Raw genomic sequence first — 22,636 nt, 5'->3', positions numbered from 1 at the left:
AATTTTAAGTGGGTTATCCGCAGGTTGGATGGGTGATGATAAATATCAAAGTTGATGGCAAAGAGATTGAAGTTCCTGATTACTACACGTTGCTTCAAGCTGCTGAGGCGGCTGGGGCAGAAATTCCACGTTTTTGTTTTCATGAATCTTTGTCAATTGCTGGAAATTGTCGTATGTGTTTGGTTGAGGTTAAGGGTGGTCCTCCAAAGCCTCAGGCTTCTTGTGCTATGGGGGTTCGTGATTTACGATTAGGGCCTAATGGTGAAGCACCTGAGATTTTTACCAATACGGCGATGGTAAAAAAAGCACGTGAAGGCGTTATGGAATTTCTTCTCATTAATCATCCTTTGGATTGTCCAGTGTGTGATCAAGGGGGAGAATGCGATCTTCAAGATCAAGCAATGCTTTATGGACGAGATTGTTCTCGTTATACAGAAAATAAACGTGCTGTAGAAGATAAATATATTGGACCTCTTGTCAAAACTGTTATGACACGGTGTATTCATTGTACACGGTGTGTTCGTTTTACAACGGAAGTCGCAGGTATTTCTGAGCTTGGTTTGATCGGTCGTGGTGAAGATGCTGAAATTACGACGTATCTTGAAAAAGCTATGACATCTGAATTACAGGGAAATGTTATTGATCTTTGTCCGGTGGGAGCTTTAACTTCAAAACCTTATGCGTTTCATGCCCGTTCGTGGGAATTGGTAAAAACGGAATCGATTGATGTGATGGATGCGCTTGGTAGTGCTATCCGTATTGATAGCCGCGGCCGTGAAGTTATGCGGATTATGCCGCGTACGAATGAAGATGTAAATGAGGAATGGATCTCTGATAAAACGCGTTTTATTTGGGATGGATTACGGACTCAGCGGCTTGATAAACCATATGTACGCAAAGATGGAAAGCTTCGACCTGTCAGTTGGACAGAAGCTTTTACAAAAATTAAAATGGTGATCTCTAAAATTTTTCCAGAAAAAATTGGAGCCATTGCTGGAGATCTTGCTTCTGTTGAAGAAATGTATGCCCTTAAAGCATTATTAAGCTCTTTGGGATCAACGCTTTTTGATTGTCGTCAAAGAGGGGGGGCTTTATCGCCTGAGTTTGGTCGTTCGAGTTATATTTTTAATCCTACAATTGTAGGTATTGAACAGGCTGATGCAATGCTTATTGTGGGATCTAATCCACGTCATGAAGCGGCTGTTTTAAATGCGCGTATTTTAAAGCGCCAACGGATGGGAAATTTTCCTATCGCATTAATTGGAGAGAAAGTCGATTTACGTTATCCTTATTCTTATCTTGGATCTGGGAGTGATACATTAACGAAACTTATTCGTGGAGAGGATGTTTTTTTTAATGTCTTAAAAGAAGCGAAGAGGCCCCTTATTCTTTTCGGAGAGGGAGCTGTTTTAGGAAATGAGGGTTTATCTGTTTTAAAAAGTCTTGCTAAATTAGCTGATAATATTGGTGCTCTTAGTGAAGAATGGAATGGGTTTGGAGTTCTTCATAATGCAGCATCAATTGTTGGAGGGTTGGATATAGGCTTTACTTCTAAGCTTGGGGTTGCAAATATTATTAAAACCTGTGAAGTTTTATTTTTGCTTGGTGCTGATGAAGTAGAATTAGCCAATACAAAAGCTTTTACAGTTTATATTGGTAGCCATGGTGATAATGGTGCACATGCTGCTGATGTTATTTTGCCTGCATCTGCTTACACTGAAAAATCAGGACTTTATGTGAATACAGAAGGACGTGTTCAAATGACAAATCGGGCTGGTTTTGCTCCAGGTGAAGCAAAAGAAGATTGGGCTATTTTGCGTGCTTTATCGGACATTTTAGGACAAAGGCTCCCTTTTGATTCTCTTTCTCAATTAAGACAATGCTTGTTTAATGATTATCCACACCTTTGTGCTGTTGATGATATAGTGCCTTCTGATATAAATGGTCTTAAGGTGCTTGGTTCACAAATGGTTTCTCTAGAGAGTCAAACATTTACTTCTACGGTTAAAGACTTTTATTTAACAAATCCGATAGCACGTGCTTCTGCTGTTATGGCTGAATGTTCATCTCTTGCAAAAAACCGTGCTACGCAAACTGTAAAGTAAGGGCAAAGGAAAAGGAATAATGATGTATGATTTCTTTATGACTTGGCTGTTGCCATTACTCATTATAATCGGAAAAACACTTCTTCTTTTGGTCGTGCTTTTGGTCTTAGTTGCTTATCTTCTTTACGCAGATAGAAAGATCTGGGCAGCGGTACAATTGCGGCGTGGTCCGAATGTTGTTGGTCCGTGGGGATTGTTACAGTCTTTTGCAGATTTAATTAAGTTTGTTGTTAAGGAGCCTATTATCCCTGCAGCTGCGAATAAGGGTGTTTTTCTTTTGGCTCCTTTTGTTTCAGCGACACTTGCTTTATCAACTTGGGCTGTTATTCCTGTCAATGAGGGCTGGGAGGTTGCGAAGATTAATGTTGGCTTGCTTTATATCTTAGCCATTTCATCTCTTGAAGTTTATGGTGTTATTATGGGGGGATGGGCATCAAATTCAAAATATCCTTTCTTAGGAGCTCTTCGTTCGGCAGCACAAATGGTTTCTTATGAAGTTTCAATTGGTTTTGTGCTTGTAACTGTCATTTTAATAAGTGGTTCGTTGGATCTCACAACAATTGTTTTTAAACAAACGCACGGGCTTGGTACAACTCTTGGTCTTCCTTTTAATAGCTTTCTCGATTGGAATTGGTTGGTCCTTTTTCCAATGTTTATTATATTTTTTATTTCTGCGCTCGCAGAGACAAACCGTCCTCCATTCGATTTGGTGGAAGCAGAATCTGAACTTGTAGCTGGACATATGGTAGAATATTCTTCAACGCCTTACATGCTTTTCTTTCTTGGTGAATATGTTGCGATTGTTTTAATGTGCGCATTAACAACCATTCTATTTTTAGGCGGTTGGCTGCCTCCCTTAGATGTTTGGTGGCTTAATTGGGTTCCTGGTATCATTTGGTTTGTTTTAAAAGTCTGTTTTGTATTTTTTTGGTTTGCTATGGTTAAAGCATTTGTTCCACGCTATCGCTATGATCAGCTCATGCGACTTGGTTGGAAGGTTTTTCTTCCTCTCTCACTAGCAATGGTTGTGATAACTGCTGCTTTTTTAAAGTTTACGGATTTCGTTTAAAAGGAGATTTTACGATGTCAGGTTTTATTCAGGCGGCAAAGTCACTTCTTTTATTGGAATTTGTGAGTGCTTTTTTCTTAGCCATGCGTCAATTTTTTTCACCAAAGCCCACGATTAATTATCCTTATGAAAAAGGTTTTGTGTCTCAGCGTTTTCGCGGTGAGCATGCATTGCGTCGTTATCCAAATGGTGAAGAACGGTGTATTGCTTGTAAATTATGTGAAGCAATTTGCCCTGCGCAAGCGATTACAATTGAGGCTGAACCGCGACGTAATGATGGTACGCGTAGAACTGTTCGTTATGATATCGATATGGTTAAGTGTATCTACTGCGGTTTTTGTCAAGAAGCTTGTCCGGTAGAGGCTATTGTTGAAGGTCCAAATTTTGAATTTGCAACAGAAACGCGTGAAGAACTCTATTATGATAAAGAAAAACTTTTAATAAATGGAGATCGTTGGGAGCGAGAAATTGCTCGAAATATATTGATGGATGCGCCTTATCGTTAAGTGTATCGTTAAATGAGGTGTCGGATATTTTTCCGATAAATTGTAATCTGGTATGAAGTTTATACCAATTCTTTGAATAATTAAGGAGAAGCCTATGCTAACAGATCTAGCGGCGGCATTTTTCTATTTGTTTGCTTTTATTATGCTAACAAGTGCAGTTATTGTTATTACAGCACGCAATCCAGTGCATTCTGTTTTGTTTTTAATCCTTGCATTTTTTAATGCAGCGGCTTTATTTTTGCTTGCAGGAGCAGAGTTTTTAGGGCTTATTCTGCTTGTTGTTTATGTTGGAGCTGTCGCTGTTTTATTTTTATTTGTCGTTATGATGCTTGACGTTGATTTTGCTGAGTTACAGAGTGAAGCTCTTCGGTATGCTCCTATTGGAGCTCTTATTGGTGTTATTATCGCTGTAGAATTGATTGTTGTTTTTATGAGTAGCTATTTTCCTCCAGTATTGAGAATGCATGTTACGCAACCAATGCCAGATTTAGTGCAGCGAACAAATACACAAGCATTAGGTGATATTCTCTATACGGATTATATTTTCTATTTTCAAATTGCTGGAATGATTTTATTGGTTGCAATGATTGGTGCTATTGTTTTAACACTTCATCATAAATTAGGAGTAAAGCGGCAATCTATTGCTGAGCAGGTTTCTAGAACGGTAGAAAGTGCCATTGAAATCAAACAAGTTGAATCAGGCAAAGGTATATAAGGGAGGCTATGTAGATGTATATTGATATTACACATTATCTCACTGTTTCTGCTTTGATGTTTACAATTGGTATTGCTGGAATTTTTCTCAACAGAAAAAACGTGATTATTATCTTGATGTCCATTGAGCTTATATTGCTTTCAGTTAATCTCAATTTTGTTGCATTTTCAGCATTTCTTCATGATCTCGTTGGTCAGATATTTGCTTTATTTGTCTTAACTGTAGCAGCTGCTGAAGCTGCCATTGGTTTAGCAATTCTGGTTGTTTTTTTCCGTAATCGTGGTTCCATTGCGGTTGAAGATGTTAATGTAATGAAAGGCTAACCAGTGATGTATTATACGATTGTCTTTCTTCCGCTTTTGGGCTTTTTAATTGCTGCACTAGGTGGAAAAATGATAGGAGATCGTGCGAGTGAATTGATAACATGTAGCTTTATGGTTGTTGTTGCCATATTATCGTGGATAGCATTTTTCAGTATTGCATTTGGTCATATTCCAGCGGTTGATGTATTGGTATTACATTGGATTACTATTGGTGACTTAAGCTTTAATTGGGCTTTACATGTTGATGCATTAACAGCTGTCATGCTTATTGTTGTGAACAGTGTTTCGGCATTGGTACATATTTATTCAATTGGTTATATGCACCATGACCCTTCAAGATCTCGTTTTTTTTCTTATCTTTCTTTGTTTACATTTATGATGCTTATGTTGGTGACATCCGATAATTTGATTCAGATGTTTTTTGGATGGGAAGGTGTCGGACTTGCTTCTTATTTACTCATTGGTTTTTGGTTTCAGCGCGATTCTGCTAATAAGGCCGCAATGAAAGCTTTTGTAGTTAACCGTGTTGGAGATTTTGGTTTTCTCTTAGGAATCTTTAGTATTTTTGTTTTATTCCAATCGGTTGATTTTTCCTCTATTTTTGCAAAAGCTGCAAACAATAGCTTTATACAAAATATGACATTTTTAGGTTGGCAATTTGATGGGCAGACGGCAATTACCATTACATGTCTTTTATTATTTATTGGTGCTATGGGAAAGTCAGCACAGTTTCTTTTACATACATGGCTGCCTGATGCAATGGAAGGACCAACCCCTGTATCAGCGCTTATTCATGCCGCTACAATGGTAACGGCTGGTGTTTTTATGGTTGCGCGTATGTCGCCAATTTTTGAACTTTCTTCGACTGCTTTGACCGTGATTATTATTGTTGGAGCAACAACAGCGTTTTTTGCAGCAACTGTGGGGTTGGTGCAGAATGATATTAAACGTATTATTGCTTATTCTACATGCTCTCAACTTGGTTATATGTTTGTGGCATTAGGTGTTGGAGCTTATGGCGCTGCTGTTTTTCATCTTTTTACGCATGCTTTTTTTAAAGCTTTATTATTTCTTGGTGCAGGTTCTGTGATTCATGCTGTATCTGATGAACAAGATATACGAAAAATGGGTGGGTTACGCAAACATATAAAGGTTACCTATTGGATGATGATGATAGGAACCATTGCATTGACAGGTGTGGGAATTCCAGGAACACTTTTCGGGACTGCAGGTTTTTTTTCAAAAGATGCGATTATAGAGTCTGCTTTTGCATCCCATAATATTGCTTCAGGATATGCTTTTTATCTTCTTGTTTTTGCAGCTTTATTAACAAGTTTCTATTCATGGCGGCTTATCTTTATGACATTCCATGGTAAACCACGGGCAACAGTTGATGTTATGCATCATGTTCATGAATCGCCTCCAGTTATGTTGATTCCACTCTTTATTTTATCTATTGGAGCAATATTTTCTGGTGTCATTTTCCAACCTTACTTTTTTGGTGAATTGTATAATGCTTTTTGGAAGGGAGCATTATTTACAAGCAGCCACAATCACATTCTTCATGATGCTCACCATGTCTTTAATTGGGTAAAATGGTCGCCATTTATAGCGATGGTTCTTGGGTTTATCTTAGCTTATTTATTTTATGTTTCTATTCCATCTCTTCCTAAGAAAATGGTTCGTATTATGCCAGGAGCATATAACTTTCTTTACCAAAAATGGTATTTTGATCAATTATATAACTTTTTGTTTATTCGTCCTACCTTTAGAATTGGTTCTTTTCTTTGGAAAGTGGGAGACGCTAAGATTATTGATGGTCTAGGTCCTAATAGTATCGCAGCGCGTGTTGTTGATATTACAAATAGAGTTGTTCGAATGCAAACAGGCTATCTTTACCACTATGCATTTGCAATGCTTATCGGCGTTGCATTACTCATTACATGGATGATGATCGGGGGAGTAAACTAATGACCGATTGGCCTATTCTTTCTACGGTTACATTTTTGCCACTTGTTGGTGTGCTTCTGATTTTGTTTATCAAAGATGATAGTGAAGTAGCACGCCATAATATACGTAATGTCGCATTTTTTACGACTGTATTTGTTTTTATTATTTCTTTAATTATTTGGATAGGATTTGATTCTAGCAACCAAAATTTTCAAATGGTTGAAAAATCCAGTTGGTTAGGGGGTGGCATTAGCTATCATATGGGGATTGATGGTATTTCTATTCTTTTTGTTGTTCTCTCAGCTTTTCTTTTGCCTTTCTGTATTTTAGCAAGTTGGGAGAATGTTAAAGAGAGATTAAAGGCTTATATGATTGCGTTTCTTCTTCTAGAAGTTGCGATTATTGGCGTTTTTTGTGCTCTTGATGCAATGCTATTCTATGTTTTTTTTGAAGGCAGCCTCATTCCAATGTTTATCATTATAGGTGTATGGGGTGGAGCACGTCGTGTTTATGCAAGTATAAAGTTTTTCTTATATACTTTACTTGGTTCAGTGCTTATGCTGGTTGCTCTTATGGTTATGTATTGGGAGGCTGGGACACTTGATATACCAGCTTTACTCAATTATCAGTTTCCTGCTCATATGCAAATATGGTTATGGCTTGCATTTTTTGCTTCTTTCGCAGTTAAAATGCCAATGTGGCCAGTTCATACATGGCTCCCTGATGCTCACGTAGAAGCACCGACAGCGGGTTCCGTTATTTTAGCTGGTGTCTTACTCAAATTAGGTGGGTATGGTTTTCTTCGTTTTTCTTTGCCTATGTTTCCTATCGCTTCAGCAGATTTTGCACCTTTGATTTTCACATTATCGCTTATCGCTATTATTTATACATCGTTGGTCGCACTTGTTCAAAATGATATCAAAAAACTTATTGCTTATTCTTCAATAGCGCATATGGGGTATGTAACAATGGGCATTTTTGCTGCGAATGAACAAGGGATACAAGGGGCTATTTATCAGATGCTATCCCATGGAATTATTTCAGCAGCGTTGTTTCTTTGTGTCGGGGTTATCTATGATCGCTTGCATACACGTGAAATTTCAGCGTTTGGTGGTTTAGTGAATAATATGCCTAAATATGCTGTTGTTTTCTTAATTTTCACTATGGCAAATGTTGGTTTGCCTGGAAGCTCAGGATTTTTGGGTGAATTTTTAACCTTAATAGGTGTTTTTCAAGTAAATAAATTGGTTGTTGTTTTAGCAACAACAGGTGTTATCTTATCGGCAGCCTATGCCCTTTATCTTTATCGGCGTGTGGTTTTTGGTTCCTTGGATAAAGAGAATTTAAAAGTATTAATAGATCTTTCTTTAAGAGAAAAATTTATCCTTTATCCAATGGTTATTCTTACAATATTCTTTGGTATCTATCCAATGCCTATTCTTAAAGCAACGGCGTTTTCCGTAGAAACCCTCATCAATAAACTGCACTAGATAAGGGAACAATGCACATGCAAACTGAAATAATCGCGCAATTAGTCTTAATTCTTCCGGAGCTTTTAATTGCATTAGGGGCTGTTGTGCTGCTTATGATTGGTGTTTATTCTAATACACGTGCTTCTTTAACAGTGACAGGTTTAGCCATGGCACTTCTTGTGGCAACCATTATTATTCTTATAATTTTTCCGAAAAATGGTTCATTTCAAACCAATGCGCTCATTATCGATTCCTTTAGTCGTTATATGAAAATTTTAATGCTTATTGGTGCACTCTTTTCTCTTATTATGTCTGTTGGTTTTGCCAATACACAAAAGTTTAATATATTTGAATTTCCAGTACTTGTTCTTTTAGCAACCCTTGGAATGATGTTTATGATTTCAGCGGGTAATATGCTGTCGCTTTATATGGGGTTAGAACTGCAATCTTTAGCTTTATATGTTTTAGCAGCGATTAATCGTAATAATGTAAAATCTTCTGAAGCCGGTATAAAATACTTTGTTTTAGGAGCATTATCTTCAGGGTTGCTGCTTTATGGTATTTCTTTGCTTTATGGTTTTACCGGTCAAATTGGTTTTCACGAAATTGCTCTTGCTTTAAAAGGTAAAAATTTACAATTGGGGATCATTTTTGGCATTGTCTTTATTTTAGCTGGTTTGGCTTTCAAAATTTCTGCTGTTCCATTTCATATGTGGACACCTGATGTTTATGAAGGAGCGCCAACACCAATTACAGCATTTTTTGCTGGTGCCCCTAAAGTTGCTGCAATGGCTTTAATCATCCGTATTATTGTGATGACCTTTATTCCCCTAGGGCGTATTGATAACGTGATGCCTGCATGGCAACAAATTTTGGTCTTCATAGCTCTTGCATCAATGATACTTGGTGCATTTGCAGCAATTGGTCAAAATAATATTAAGCGCTTAATGGCTTATTCGTCGATCAGTCATATGGGTTATGCACTTGTTGGTTTATCTGCTGGAGATATGCTAGGAATAAAAAGTGTTATTCTTTATATGACGATTTATCTTGGAATGACGATTGGCTCGTTTGCTTTTATTCTTGGAATGCGGTCTAGAAATGGCAATGTTGAAAATATTTATGACCTTTCAGGGTTAGCAAAGACAAATCCGTTTATGGCTATTGTTATGACGATACAGCTTTTCTCTTTAGCTAGTATACCACCTATGGCTGGTTTTTTTGGGAAGTGGTATACATTTTCTGCTGCTGTCCATGCTGGTCTGACGCCACTTGCAGTCGTTGGGATGATAGCGTCTGTCGTTGGAGCTTTTTACTATTTACGAGTCATTAAAATTATGTGGTTTGATAACGAAAAAGCGCATTTTGTTGCTTTATCGAATGAGCTTCAATTTTGTCTCGGTCTTTCTGCATTGTTTATTTTATTTTATACACTTTTTGGAGTTTGGTTCGCTGAATTAGCAGAAAAAGCAGCAGCTGCATTGTTTTAATGAATATGGTTTATATTTTATCAGATTTTGCTCAAGAACAAGGATACACTGTTGAAGCGTACGATCGTGTTAATTCAACAAATCTCATTGCGCAACGAAAGGCGCAAACTAGTCATCAAGGTAATCTTTGGATTGTTGCACAAGAACAATCACAGGGAAGAGCAAGAAGAGGGAGAACTTGGTCTAGTCCAAAAGGAAACCTTTATTCTAGTCTTTTATTAATTGATGATATTGTTCATCAAACTGCAGCTCAACTTGGTTTTGTTGCTGGAGTAAGTGTGGCAGAGGCAATAAAACAATTGATAAAAGATGAAAAGCAGATAAACAATATTGTGAGTTTAAAATGGCCAAACGATATTTTGCTCAGAGGAGCAAAAAGCTCTGGAGTTTTGCTTGAGATTTTAAAATTGTCATCACAACAATATGCATTGGTTATTGGTATTGGAATAAATGTGAAATATAATTATGAAGATGCACCCTATTCCACTTCAAGCTTAAAGAATATCGGTTTGCATGTTGAAGCAGAACAATTATTTACGGTTTTGACGGAGTGTTTTTCTAAAAATTACCTTCTTTGGAAACAACCAAAAGGATGTGAAATAATCCGAAAAAAATGGCTTTTATATTCTGCTCACCTTGGGAAACATGTCAAAGTGGTGAATGATGAAAAAGTCATTGAGGGTATTTTTGATGGTCTTGATAGTGATTTTAACTGCATCATAAAGCAAAAAAATGGTCAGACAGCCATTATAACAGCTGGAGATGTTCATTTTGGTTCGGCTGCTTCTGTTAATGCAGGTCGTTATTAAAAAATTATTTTACCATCAGATACTTTAATGATTTGGGAGATGTTTATGGTTGCAGCCAATAAGAATGAATTTGTTTTTTTACCTCTGGGAGGTGTAGGTGAAATAGGGACGAATTTAGCTGCTTACGGATTTGGTCCCAAAAATCTTCGTGAATGGCTGCTGGTTGATATGGGAATTAGTTTTGCTGGTTCTGAATTACCAGGAGTCGATCTTGTTTTGCCTGATATTCGTTTTCTAGAAAGTGAAAAACATAATATACGGGGTCTTGTTTTAACACATGCACACGAAGATCATTATGGGGCCGTTCTTGATTTATGGCCAAAGTTACAAGTTCCAATTTACTGTACGCCTTTTACAGCAGGATTATTGGAAACTAAAAAACAATTAGATTTTGAATCTCAAAAAATTTTACTCAATATTTTTCAAGCTGGTGATTGTTTTCAGGTAGGTTCCTTTGCTGTAGAGGCTATAGCTGTTAACCATTCAATACCAGAATCTGTATCTTTAGCAATTACAACCTCTTTGGGGACTGTGATTCATACTGGTGATTGGAAAATTGATCATACTCCTTCACTTGAGGCTGTAACGGATGAAAAAAGATTTCGTGCGTTAGGCAAAAAAGGTGTTTTAGCATTACTTTGTGATTCTACAAATGCGTGTCGGGATGGTATATCTCCATCAGAGCAGCAAGTTCAAGCCAGTCTTTCTGAGATTATTTCCAAAGCTGAAGGGCGCGTTGCAATAGCAACTTTTTCTTCTAATATTGGTCGGATACGTTCTATTGCTCTTGCAGCTGAAGCTGCTGGACGTAAAGTGCTCGTCATTGGGCGCTCCCTTAAGCGAAGTATTATGGTTGCACAAGAGCTTGGTTATATGAATGGTTTAGCACCATTTATAACGGAAGATGATTATGGTTATATCTCGCGAAAAGATCTTGTTTTAATTGTCACGGGGAGCCAAGGTGAGCCATGTGCTGCTTTGACTAAACTGTCACGTGATGGAATGAGAAATATTGCACTTTCCGCTGGTGATACTGTTATTTATTCATCACGAAGTATTCCAGGAAACGAAAAAGCGATTATTGAGGTACAAAATCGTTTCATTGATTTGGGTATTGAAATTATTACAAATGAAGATGCACTTGTTCATGTTTCAGGTCATCCCCGTCGTTCAGAACTTTTACAGATGTATGATTGGATAAAGCCACAGATACTTGTTCCTGTACATGGGGAAGCAATACATCTTAAGGCTCAGGCAACTTTAGCACGACAAGCGGGTATTAAAATTGTTACGGATATCAGAAATGGACATATGTTACGTTTTGCACCAGAGCCTGTAGAAGTTGTTGATCAAGTTCCTGTTGGCCGTATCTATAAGGATGGTTGCTTAATTGGAGATGCTGATGAATTAGGGATTCGTGAACGCCGAAAACTAAGTTATGCTGGTCATGTTACTATTTCTCTCCATATAAATAGTAAGCATGAATTATTAGGAGATATAGGTCTAACAACATTCGGGTTACCTGAAAATAATGGGAAAGGAGAAAGTTTAAAAGATATTCTTTTAGATATTGTAGAAAATACAGTTTACAATATCCCACGCATAAAACAGAAAAATAATGAACTTATTCGAGAGGCAACACGACGTGCAGTGAGGGCGGCTGTTCATGAAATTTGGCAAAAAAAACCTATCTGTACAGTTTTTTTACATCGGTCAAAATAAAGAACTTCTATATTACGTTATTTAAGAAGAGCATTTTTATTTTATTGCTAAATAAAAAAATAGAGAATGAAGCACAATAAATTTTTAAATAATAAGATCGTTATATTTGCAAGTATTCAGAATGCGGCTATAGATGAATAGAGGGGGTGATAAATTGTTCCGATATGATAGGTCTGATTAGGAGTTAATTATTTCAATGCGTCTTTCTCAATATTTACTTCCACTTTTAAAAGAGAATCCTAAAGAAGCAGAAATTGTTTCTCATCGCTTCATGTTACGCGCTGGAATGATTCGACAACAAACATCAGGGATTTATTCTTGGCTTCCTTTGGGAAAAAAAGTGCTTGATAAAGTTTGTAGAATTATTCGTGAGGAGCAAGAACGTGCGGGTGCAATAGAAATATTGATGCCTACAATTCAATCCGCTGATCTTTGGCGTGAAAGCGGTCGTTATGATGATTATGGTTTGGAAATGCTTCGCATTAAAGATCGTCAAAAGCGTGATTTACTTTATGGTCCAACCAATGAAGAGATGGTAACAGATATTTTTCGCTCATATGTTCGTTCTTATAAGGATCTTCCTCTTAATTTGTATCATATTCAATGGAAATTTCGTGATGAAATTCGTCCACGTTTTGGTGTGATGCGGGCACGAGAATTTTTAATGAAAGATGCTTATTCTTTTGATCTTGATTATGAAGGCTCTAAAACATCTTATAATCGTATGTTTGTTGCTTATTTACGCACTTTTTCTCGCCTTGGCTTAAAAGCAATTCCTATGCGTGCAGATACAGGTCCAATAGGGGGGAAACTTAGTCATGAATTTATCATTTTAGCTGAAACGGGAGAGAGTGCTATCTTCTGTGATAAACAATTTCTTGAACTTACAGTTCCTGATAGTTCAATCGATTTTAGTGATAAAGCTGTTTTAGATGATATTGTTAAACAATGGACATCTTTTTATGCAGCGACGGAAGAAATGCATAATGAAGAGGGGTGGGCTAAAGTTTCTGATCATGATCGTCTTTCAGCGCGTGGTATTGAAGTAGGGCATATTTTCCACTTTGGCACGAAATATTCTGCTCCAATGGAAGCAAAAGTTATGGGACAAGATGGAAAAGAGCATGTGGTCTCTATGGGATCTTATGGTATTGGACCTTCGCGTCTTGTTGCGGCTGCTATTGAGGCTTCTCATGATGAAAATGGTATTATTTGGCCAAAGTCGATGGCACCGTTTGATTTTGGAATTATCAATATGAAATCGGATGATGAAAAATGCACACAGGCATGTGAGTTTCTCTATCAAGGATTAAAGGAGGCTGGTTTTGATCCGTTATTAGACGATAGAAATGAACGTCCTGGATCAAAATTTGCAACAATGGATTTGATTGGTTTGCCAACGCAAATCATTGTTGGTCCTAACAGCATTGCACAAAATGAAGTTGAAATTAAAGATCGAAAAACAGGTGTAAAAAAATCTCTAAAGGTTGAAGATGTACTCAGCCAACTTTCTATAATTTAATAGGAAATGTTATGAAGAGGCTGAAAAACAACAGGTTTTCATCTTACGAGTGGATGATCGCTTTTCGTTATATGATTCCCAATAAAAAACATGTCGTTGCGTCTGTTATTTCAATTATTTCTCTTATTGGGATTATGTTAGGAGTATTCGCCTTGGTTGTTGTTATGGCGGTGATGAATGGCTTTCGTACAGAACTTCTCAATCGTATTCTTGGTATGAATGGGCACCTTATTATTCAAACAGTTGATTCTGGTTTTTCTGATTATAAGACTCTTATTTCTTCTTTAGAAACTACAAATGGTGTGAAGTTTGCTTTGCCTGTTATTGAGGGGCAAGCGCTTGTTCAAGGTGAAGCTCAAGGTGGCTCTGGCGCGTTAGTTCGTGGTATGCGCAAACAAGATCTAGAAAAGCTTAAAACAGTCTCTCAAAATATTAAATTAGGATCGATTTCTCAATTTGATCAAGAAGAAGGTGTTGCAATTGGAAGTGGCTTAGCAGAAAAATTAGGACTTACAGTTGGAAGAGATCTTCGTATTATTACTCCAGATGGTGATGAGACTCCTTTTGGCGTGACCCCACGTGTGAAAGCCTATAAAGTCGTTGCTATTTTTGAAGTTGGTATGTCTGAATATGATTCAATATTTATCTTTATGCCTCTCCATGAAGCACAAATGTTTTTTAATTTGGGAGATAAGGTTCAGTCTTTGGAATTATTTCTAAATGATCCTGATGCTGTTGATCAAATAAAACCTGTTGTAGAAAAAGCAGTTGATCAACAGGTCTATTTAATTGATTGGCGTACACGCAATCAGGCTTTTTTTTCAGCTTTACAGATTGAACGAAATGTTATGTTTTTCATTCTTTCTCTGATAGTTCTTGTTGCTGCTTTAAATATTATTTCAGGGCTGATTATGCTTGTAAAAGACAAAAGTCATGATATTGCAATTTTACGCACGATGGGGGCTCAACAGAGTGCAATTTTACGTATATTTATCATTACAGGAATGATGATTGGTTTTATTGGAACTATATTAGGTTTAGTTTTAGGTGTTATTGCGACCACGAATATTAATCATATCCAAGACTTTATATCTTGGTTATTTAATGTCGACGTTTTTAATCCTCAACTTTATTTTTTAACAAAATTGCCTGCACAAATTGAGTGGAAGCAGACCATCTTGGTTGCTATGATGGCTTTATTCTTATCGTTTCTTGCTGCTCTCATTCCGGCATGGCGTGCTGCTAAGCTAGATCCCGTACAAGCTTTGAGGTATGAATAATGACAGCTATTTTAGAGCTTGTAGAGATTGAAAGACGCTTTTTCGAGAGTCATAAGCCGCTTATTGTTTTAGATAAAGCGAATTTTATTCTTAATCGTGGAGAACTTGTCGCACTTGTTGCACCATCTGGTGCTGGAAAATCAACACTTCTTCATATTGCTGGGTTATTAGAAAAACCAACAGCTGGTGATGTGATGTTACGGGGTGTTTCTTGTGCAAAGCGCTCTGATAGTGAGCGCACAGCTATAAGACGAAATGATATTGGTTTTGTTTATCAATTTCATCATTTACTTCCAGAGTTTACGGCATTAGAAAATGTCATGATACCGCAAATGATAGCAGGATTAAAAAAATCCATAGCAGAAGATCGTGCACGCAAATTATTGACGTATCTGCGTGTTTCTCATCGTGCGAACCATCGTCCCTCAGAGTTATCAGGAGGAGAACAACAACGTGTTGCTATTGCACGTGCAGTAGCAAATGGCCCTTCGGTTCTTTTGGCTGATGAACCTACAGGAAATCTTGATCCAGTAACTTCAGCTTATGTCTTTCAAGCTTTATCTATCCTTGTTCGTCAGTCTGGTCTCTCTGCTCTTATTGCAACACATAATTACGCTTTGGCTAAGCAAATGCATCGTCGAATTACACTTAAAGAACAAAAGATTGTAGAACTTCCTTAAAAGAAAGGTACAAATTTTATATGACTAATTGAATAGTTTATATTACTTTATTCAAGGAGATTTTTTATGACAGTTTTTGTCGTTGACAAAAATCAATTAGATGTGCGTCGTCGTCGATTGATTTTTCGTGCATGGCATCGTGGTATTCGTGAAATGGATCTCATTTTTGGACATTATGTCGATGCTCATATTACTGAAATGAATGATAAAACGCTCTCTGAACTTGAGTATATTATGTCTTTTGATGATCGTGATTTACTCACATGGATTACTGGAGAAATTTCGCCACCCTCTGAAGTTGATAGTCCACTTTTTCGTGATATTGCCAATTATCGTACCTGCTTAAGTTATTAGTTCCGATGCCTATATTTAAAAAAATTGTTATTCCCCAAAATAATTCTGTTCGTATGATTTTTGATGGAGTTACTGATGGATTTGAAGCTTTTGCGCTTGCTAAATTAAGTTCAGAAATTGCACAAGGTAAACCGCTCATCTATGTTGTCCGTGACGGAACAAAAATTGTGCATTTACAACAAGTTTTAAATTTTATTGAGCCCAATTTATCCGTACTTCAATTTCCTGCATGGGATTGTTTGCCTTATGATCGTGTGTCACCAGGAATTGCTGTTATGGCACGTCGACTATCAGCATTGGTACACATAGCAAATTTACGTAAAGATCCACATCCTGCAATTATATTAACAACAGCAAATGCGATTATGCAAAAGTTACCTCCTCGTGAAATGATAGAAGCTCAGCTTATTCACGCACGTGTTGGCCAGCGCAATAACATGGGAAATCTTATTCAATTTCTAGAAACCAATGGTTTTGAACGCGTTACGGTTGTCCGTGATGTTGGTGAGTTTGCTGTAAGAGGAGGAATACTTGATATCTTTTCTCCGATAGATGTTGAACCTTTACGTCTTGATTTTTTTGGAGATACCCTAGAAAGTATCCGCGTATTTGATCCAGAAAGTCAAAGGACAACAGGCCAAAAAACTGAACTTTTATTACAGGCAATGAGTGAGGTTGTTCTTACACCAGAACGCATCAGCCGTTTTAAAAGTAATTATACTCGTACATTTGGTGTATCACAAAAAAATAACATGCTTTATGAAGCAATTTCTCAAGGTCGGCGTTTTGCCGGTATGGAACATTGGCTTCCATTTTTTTATGAAAACCTTGATAGTTTTTTTGACCATTGTGGCAACTTACCGATAGTTTTTGAGCATCGTATAGAAGAAGTCTTCATTGAGCGCTATCGTCTTATTGAAGACTATTATAACGCGCGCAAAGAGCGCGAAAATGATGAAAAAAATTCTACTTCTTATCATCCAATAGATCCTAGTCTTTTTTATTTAACGCCAGAGCGTGTTTTGGAAGGTGTGCAACAATCTTCACAGCGTATTGATTTTTCGCCTTTTAATATACCACAAAGTTTGGAACAAACTGTTATTCACACTAATGTTAAACAGGGATATGATTTTGTAAAAGAGCGTAATGCGCAGGAAAAAAATGTTTTTTCAAGTGTTATTGATCATATCGCATCTTTACGTACTGCTGGTAAAAAAGTGCTTTTAGCGTGTTGGAGTGAAGGATCTCTCAATCGTTTGCTACAAGTTCTCGACGAGCATGGATTGAAAAAAATAGATGTTGCAAAATCCTTACAAACTGTCAAAGCAACACCACGAGATCGCGTATTAGCAGCTGTTATCATGATAGAACATGGTTTTGAGGCTGAAGATTTGGCTATTATAGCAGAGCAAGATATCTTTGGCGATCGTTTTATAAGATCGCCAAAGCGGCGTAAGAATAATACAAATTTTATTTCTGAAATTTCTGCTTTAAATTCTGGTGATATTATTGTGCATATTGACCACGGTATTGGCCAATTTGTTGGGCTTAAAACCATCAGAACCACTGGAATTTTACGAGATTGCCTTGAAATTAGATATGCTGGAGGTGATTTACTCTTTTTACCTGTTGAAAATATTGAGCTTCTCTCACGTTATGGCTCAGAAGGAACAGAGATAACTTTAGATAAATTAGGGGGTGTTGCTTGGCAAGCACGTAAAGCTCGGCTTAAAAAACATTTATTGGAAATGGCAGGGCAATTAATCCGTATAGCTGCAGAGCGTATGACTCGCGCTGCGCCTACTTTACTTCCACCAGTTGGGACATTTGATGAATTTGTTGCTTGCTTTCCCTATGAAGAAACGGAAGATCAAATGAATGCAATTGATGCTGTTTTAGACGATTTAGCCTCAGGCAAGCCGATGGATCGCTTGATATGCGGTGATGTTGGTTTTGGAAAAACTGAAGTAGCCATTCGAAGTGCTTTTGTTGCAGCTTTAAATGGATATCAGGTTGCTGTTGTTGTACCGACAACTTTGCTTTCACGTCAACATTACAAGACATTTATTTCGCGTTTTCAAGGATTACCGGTTAAGATTGGACATGCTTCAAGGCTTGTAAAAGCGAAAGAACTTGCACAAGTAAAAAAAGGTCTTTCAGATGGTACAATCGATATTGTCATTGGAACCCATGCATTATTAAGTGGTGCAGTTAATTTTTTACGGTTAGGACTTCTTATCATTGATGAGGAGCAGCATTTTGGTGTCAAACACAAAGAGCGTTTAAAAGAGCTTAAAAGTGATATTCATGTTCTCACACTTTCAGCAACTCCCATACCACGCACTTTAGGATTAGCCTTATCGGGAGTACGTGAACTTTCATTGATAACAACACCCCCCATTGATAGAATGGCGGTTCGTACTTTTATTTCACCATTTGATGCACTTGTTATACGAGAGACCCTGCTTCGAGAATATTATCGTGGCGGACAAAGTTTCTATGTTTGTCCTCGTATTTCTGATCTAGCTTTTGTAGAAGAATATCTCAAAACACATGTACCAGAACTGAAATTCGTTGTGGCTCATGGACAAATGCCGGCTGGACAACTTGATGATATCATGAATGCATTTTATGATGGGCAATATGATGTTTTGCTATCGACAACCATTATTGAATCAGGTCTTGATATTCCAACAGCTAATACATTAATTGTGCATCGTGCTGAGATGTTTGGTCTTTCTGCCCTTTATCAGTTACGAGGGAGGGTAGGGCGCTCAAAACAACGTGCTTATGCTCTTTTTACATTTCCTGCTGGTAAAGTTTTAACAGCTGCTGCTGATCGCCGTCTTAAAGTTTTACAATCTCTTGACACCTTGGGGGCCGGTTTTCAATTGGCAAGCCATGACATGGATATCCGCGGTTCAGGCAATTTTTTAGGTGAAGAGCAATCGGGGCATATCAAAGAAGTTGGATTTGAACTCTATCAAAAAATGCTTGAAGAAGCTGTTGCTGAATTAAAAGATGGAGAGCTAAATGAAGATAGGCAATGGTCTCCTCAAATTTCACTTGGTACAACAGTGATGATACCAGAAAGTTTTGTGCCTGATTTGCCATTACGTATGGGGCTTTATCGTCGTTTAACAGAACTTGATGATTTAAAACAAATTGATGAATTTGCAGCAGAGTTAATTGATCGCTTTGGTCCTTTACCGCTTGAAGTTAAACACCTTCTTAAAGTCTTTTATATCAAAACATTGTGTCGAAAAGCGCATGTAGAAAAATTAGATACTGGACCAAAGGGGATTGTTATACAGTTTCGCAATAATTATTTTGCAAATAGTGTTGCTCTTGTTCAGTGGGTTGGAAAACAAGGTTCGATGGCAAAAATTCGACCAGATCAAAGTATCGCTCTTATTCGTGATTGGTCCACAGCGGATGAAAGGCTTGTTGGAGCAGCGAATATTATGACACAGCTTGTTGAAATGGCAGCACAACATTCTGTTTAAAATTTTTTATTGTTTCAGAAATGTTACTCATTTTTATAAAATTATTCTATAAAAACAAATATTTATTTATTTTTTATAAGAATAAAATTTAAGTTTATAATAAAAGAACTCCTTACATATTAATTTTTCGTTCTTCATTATAATACATATTGATATAATGAAAAAATAGTTTAGACGGTGTAACCGCAATAAATAGAACGTGCATATAGGTGTGTTCTCTAAAAAGAAAAAATTTAGGACAAGATAATATGTTTTCTTCATTACAAAAATTGCTAACGTAGGCGTTTTTCACTCCCTGTAATAATATGGCATAAAAACCGCTTACGCTGAGTTATCTTCTGAGTAACAATACAAACATTATAAAAACAAAAGAAAGAATATTAAAGATAGCATACAATTTATTGAAGAAAGTATTTCTCATTTAGATATTTGGGAAAAAATATTTCTAAAGAAGAATACTATAAGCGTTTGCAGGAACGAGATAAATTTTTTAAAGAACTGAAAAATCTGAAGAATGAATATTATAATCTTGGTTCGAAATTATAGGATCTATTAAAAAAAATAAAATTTATATCTAGGGTACATATAGCGAGAGAGTACGAAGTAGGAGAATATAAAGAAAAGCTGAATTATTTAATAAATGGAAAATGAATGAAGGTGTTGGGGAGATGATAAGATAATGAAAAATTATCCTCATATTTATTATTAGTTACAAAACCTTATCGGATATATTGCAGAGTGATATAGGTGCTATTTTGTGCAAAGATTTTGATTGGAAAGATAAAGATTTTGGTTGGGCAAAAGACGCAGTTAATTCGATAAGCCCCAGTTTACAGCAATATAAAAGAATTGCTAACAGAAGGCTCTTAATAGCTATGAAAAACAAACATTTGATGATGTAAAAGATAATATTACAGAGGGTAGTCGGATTATAAAAGATTTATCTATATTGTGTAGAAACTTGAAAGAATTATATAATATAATTCTTCTAGACAAGAGAAAGAATATTATAAATCGTATGCGTTCTTATATTGAAAAATAGTTAAATTAAAAAGTATTGTTTTATTTTTGTAAAAATATGTTAAAAATAGTAAAATAATTAATTTCCTATAAAAGTATAATTTACTAACTTTATAAAAAATTATTCTATAATGATATATCATTAAAAATTTACTCAATTAAATACAGAATAATTAAGATGAGGAAATAACTGATACATAAAATAAATTTATTTATATTTTTTATATTAAAAGATAATTTTATATTTAAGTGATAAAAACACATTTTTTGTGCTTGTAGATTTTTATTTTTAGCTGATTAATTATTTCAATGACGATACATTTCGTATCATAAAGTACAATAAGAGATATACTTTATATATCTAGGTTAATTTATACAGTAGTACAGAATGACATGTTAAATTCATTTTTACATTAAAAATTTAAATTATTAACAATTTGTATCTTTGATGTTATGAAAGATGAAAATAATTTATCATTTTAGTAGATTCTTTTATTTGAGAAATAACTTAAAATAAATTGATAAAAGCTATATTTTTTATTCACATATAAATCTGAGAGATGATATTTGTACAGAAGTGCAATATATAATGTTTGGTATATGAGCATAAAGTTATTATGGCTTTAGGCACGTGAGATGATTCGTAGGGGGTGTTTTTATTCCTTATCAGAATCTTTCATACAATATAGAAAAAAGATAATTTATTATTATAAATTAATATGTTGTTATATTTTAAGGAAGTTTATTATAAATAAAATATTTTCAACAGTTATAAATTTTCTCTCTAAGAAAATGTGTTGTTTAATTAAGAAAACAGCACTTTTCTAGTAGGGTATTTTTTAACTAAAATTTTTAGTTAAAAAATATAGAATATAAAAATTTTATTACAAAAGTGTATCACCATTGTTTTGTAAACAAGGGCAAAAAATTGTCCATTAGCAAAAAAATCTCTTACAATTATACAGAAATTTTAGACAATCATTGGTTTTAATTCATCAAATGTTTCGATAATACCGTAAATGATTTTTTGTGTATCACACGAGGCACATAAGGAAAACAGTAAAATTTATCTGATATTTTAGAGATTCATGCATTGCAACATCTACTTCTAAGGTTCTATAAGTTTAATATGAAGAGTAATAAATGTAAAAAGTTTAATTAGTAAGACTTTTAGAGTAGTATGGGAGTTTATTTTAATTAATATTGCAATATTGATTCGTTTGTGTAATCTTAGTTCAAATGCACAGAGGTGTTTTATGGATAGATTGCATTAAATGCCAATGTGATGAAGAGGGGAATTATATGGGTGTATAAAAATTAGAATGGCTCGTCGTATTTTTTCTCTAAATTTGACTTTTTTTTATATATTGAAGTAAAACTAGTAAAATTTAAGTGTTATTTCATTATAATTTAATAAATTTAAGTTGGAATTATATTTAATATTTTTTTGAAGTTACTTAAGAGCGCGTTGAAAGGATTAACTTAATCATGTCGCATAAAAATGTTTATTCTGCTGTTTCAGTATTAGTTGGAGCCGCTGCCCTTTTTCTTATAGCTGGTATTTCTGCAAATGCGCAAACTTTGTCACAAGGCTGGTACAAAGTTTGCAGTAAGCAGCATGATGTTGATATTTGTAATACAATGAATACTGTATTATCGAATACGGGACAACCTTTAACGGCTTTTAATCTTGTTGAAATAAAAGGGAAGCAAAATGAAAAACGTATAGGTATTCAAGTACCTACAGGTCGTTTTTTGCCAGAAGGTGTTCACATTAAAATTGGTGACAACTTCTCTAAAAAAATTCCTTATATTATTTGTAATGGACCAAGTTGTATTGCCAATGATGTCTTAGATGATAAGCTTATAGCAGCTATGAAAAGTGGTACAAAAATGGTTGTAACCACAGTTAATTTCCGTGGTTCAGCTAATCCTATTGAATTTTCTCTTAATGGGTTTACAGCAGCCTATACCGGTCCTGGTATGGAGGAAAAAGATTTCCAACAAGAACAAATAAAGCTGCAGCAAGCCATTCAATCAAAGCAAAAAGAAATTGAAGAGCGCATGCGGGCTGAGCAAGAAAAAGCAAAACAAAAGTAATAAACCCACACCG

Annotated in this window: 16 protein-coding genes; all 16 read left to right on the top strand. The window is 35.8% G+C overall.

Features of this window, described 5'->3' with window-relative positions; all coding sequences use genetic code 11:
• Positions 1-35 precede the first annotated feature (35 nt).
• Positions 36-2,105, top strand: coding sequence for an NADH-quinone oxidoreductase subunit NuoG (gene nuoG, locus ACFIJ0_RS02605; RefSeq protein WP_375623544.1), 2,070 nt, complete (start codon positions 36-38; stop codon positions 2,103-2,105).
• 22 nt (positions 2,106-2,127) lie between these two features.
• Positions 2,128-3,174, top strand: coding sequence for an NADH-quinone oxidoreductase subunit NuoH (nuoH, locus tag ACFIJ0_RS02600; RefSeq protein WP_375644200.1), 1,047 nt, complete (start codon positions 2,128-2,130; stop codon positions 3,172-3,174).
• Positions 3,175-3,188: 14 nt separating this feature from the next.
• On the top strand, positions 3,189-3,680 hold the full coding sequence (nuoI, locus tag ACFIJ0_RS02595; protein WP_375623546.1) for an NADH-quinone oxidoreductase subunit NuoI: 492 nt from the start codon (positions 3,189-3,191) through the stop codon (positions 3,678-3,680).
• A 94-nt stretch (positions 3,681-3,774) separates the two neighbouring features.
• Positions 3,775-4,395: an NADH-quinone oxidoreductase subunit J gene (locus ACFIJ0_RS02590; RefSeq protein ID WP_375623548.1), complete on the top strand. Its 621-nt coding sequence runs from the start codon at positions 3,775-3,777 to the stop codon at positions 4,393-4,395.
• Positions 4,396-4,409: 14 nt separating this feature from the next.
• Positions 4,410-4,718 carry an NADH-quinone oxidoreductase subunit NuoK gene (gene nuoK, locus ACFIJ0_RS02585; RefSeq protein WP_015856359.1) on the top strand — a complete coding sequence of 103 codons (309 nt, stop codon included), beginning with the start codon at positions 4,410-4,412 and terminating at the stop codon, positions 4,716-4,718.
• 6 nt (positions 4,719-4,724) lie between these two features.
• The gene (gene nuoL / locus ACFIJ0_RS02580; protein ID WP_375623550.1) at positions 4,725-6,689 is read left to right on the top strand and encodes an NADH-quinone oxidoreductase subunit L; all 1,965 of its coding nucleotides are present in this window, start codon (positions 4,725-4,727) and stop codon (positions 6,687-6,689) included.
• Complete coding sequence (locus ACFIJ0_RS02575; protein ID WP_375623552.1) at positions 6,689-8,158, top strand: NADH-quinone oxidoreductase subunit M; 1,470 nt, start codon at positions 6,689-6,691, stop codon at positions 8,156-8,158. Before nuoL ends, ACFIJ0_RS02575 begins: the two co-directional genes overlap by 1 nt.
• 17 nt (positions 8,159-8,175) lie before the next feature.
• The gene (nuoN, locus tag ACFIJ0_RS02570) at positions 8,176-9,630 is read left to right on the top strand and encodes an NADH-quinone oxidoreductase subunit NuoN (RefSeq protein ID WP_375623554.1); all 1,455 of its coding nucleotides are present in this window, start codon (positions 8,176-8,178) and stop codon (positions 9,628-9,630) included.
• Positions 9,630-10,439, top strand: a complete 810-nt coding sequence (locus ACFIJ0_RS02565) for a biotin--[acetyl-CoA-carboxylase] ligase (RefSeq protein WP_375644196.1) — start codon at positions 9,630-9,632, stop codon at positions 10,437-10,439. Before nuoN ends, ACFIJ0_RS02565 begins: the two co-directional genes overlap by 1 nt.
• 45 nt (positions 10,440-10,484) lie before the next feature.
• A complete protein-coding gene (locus ACFIJ0_RS02560; RefSeq protein WP_375623557.1) occupies positions 10,485-12,161 on the top strand; it encodes a ribonuclease J in 1,677 nt (558 codons plus the stop codon).
• A gap of 196 nt (positions 12,162-12,357) precedes the next feature.
• On the top strand, positions 12,358-13,683 hold the full coding sequence (gene proS / locus ACFIJ0_RS02555) for a proline--tRNA ligase (protein ID WP_375623559.1): 1,326 nt from the start codon (positions 12,358-12,360) through the stop codon (positions 13,681-13,683).
• 11 nt (positions 13,684-13,694) lie between these two features.
• A complete protein-coding gene (locus ACFIJ0_RS02550; protein ID WP_375623561.1) occupies positions 13,695-14,963 on the top strand; it encodes a lipoprotein-releasing ABC transporter permease subunit in 1,269 nt (422 codons plus the stop codon).
• Positions 14,963-15,643: an ABC transporter ATP-binding protein gene (locus ACFIJ0_RS02545; RefSeq protein WP_375623563.1), complete on the top strand. Its 681-nt coding sequence runs from the start codon at positions 14,963-14,965 to the stop codon at positions 15,641-15,643. Before ACFIJ0_RS02550 ends, ACFIJ0_RS02545 begins: the two co-directional genes overlap by 1 nt.
• 66 nt (positions 15,644-15,709) lie before the next feature.
• The gene (locus ACFIJ0_RS02540) at positions 15,710-15,997 is read left to right on the top strand and encodes a succinate dehydrogenase assembly factor 2 (RefSeq protein WP_375623565.1); all 288 of its coding nucleotides are present in this window, start codon (positions 15,710-15,712) and stop codon (positions 15,995-15,997) included.
• 5 nt (positions 15,998-16,002) lie between these two features.
• A complete protein-coding gene (gene mfd / locus ACFIJ0_RS02535; protein ID WP_375644195.1) occupies positions 16,003-19,503 on the top strand; it encodes a transcription-repair coupling factor in 3,501 nt (1,166 codons plus the stop codon).
• Positions 19,504-22,011: 2,508 nt separating this feature from the next.
• The gene (locus ACFIJ0_RS02530) at positions 22,012-22,623 is read left to right on the top strand and encodes an invasion associated locus B family protein (RefSeq protein WP_375623569.1); all 612 of its coding nucleotides are present in this window, start codon (positions 22,012-22,014) and stop codon (positions 22,621-22,623) included.
• The last annotated feature ends 13 nt before the right edge of the window (positions 22,624-22,636 follow it).

Origin of the sequence: Bartonella sp. OC68QHHN, from assembly GCF_042193875.1 — a bacterium.
Classification (GTDB): Bacteria; Pseudomonadota; Alphaproteobacteria; order Rhizobiales; family Rhizobiaceae; genus Bartonella; species Bartonella grahamii_A.
The sequence above is the reverse complement of the archived record's forward strand: the minus strand, read 5'-3'. Positions and strand labels throughout refer to the sequence as shown.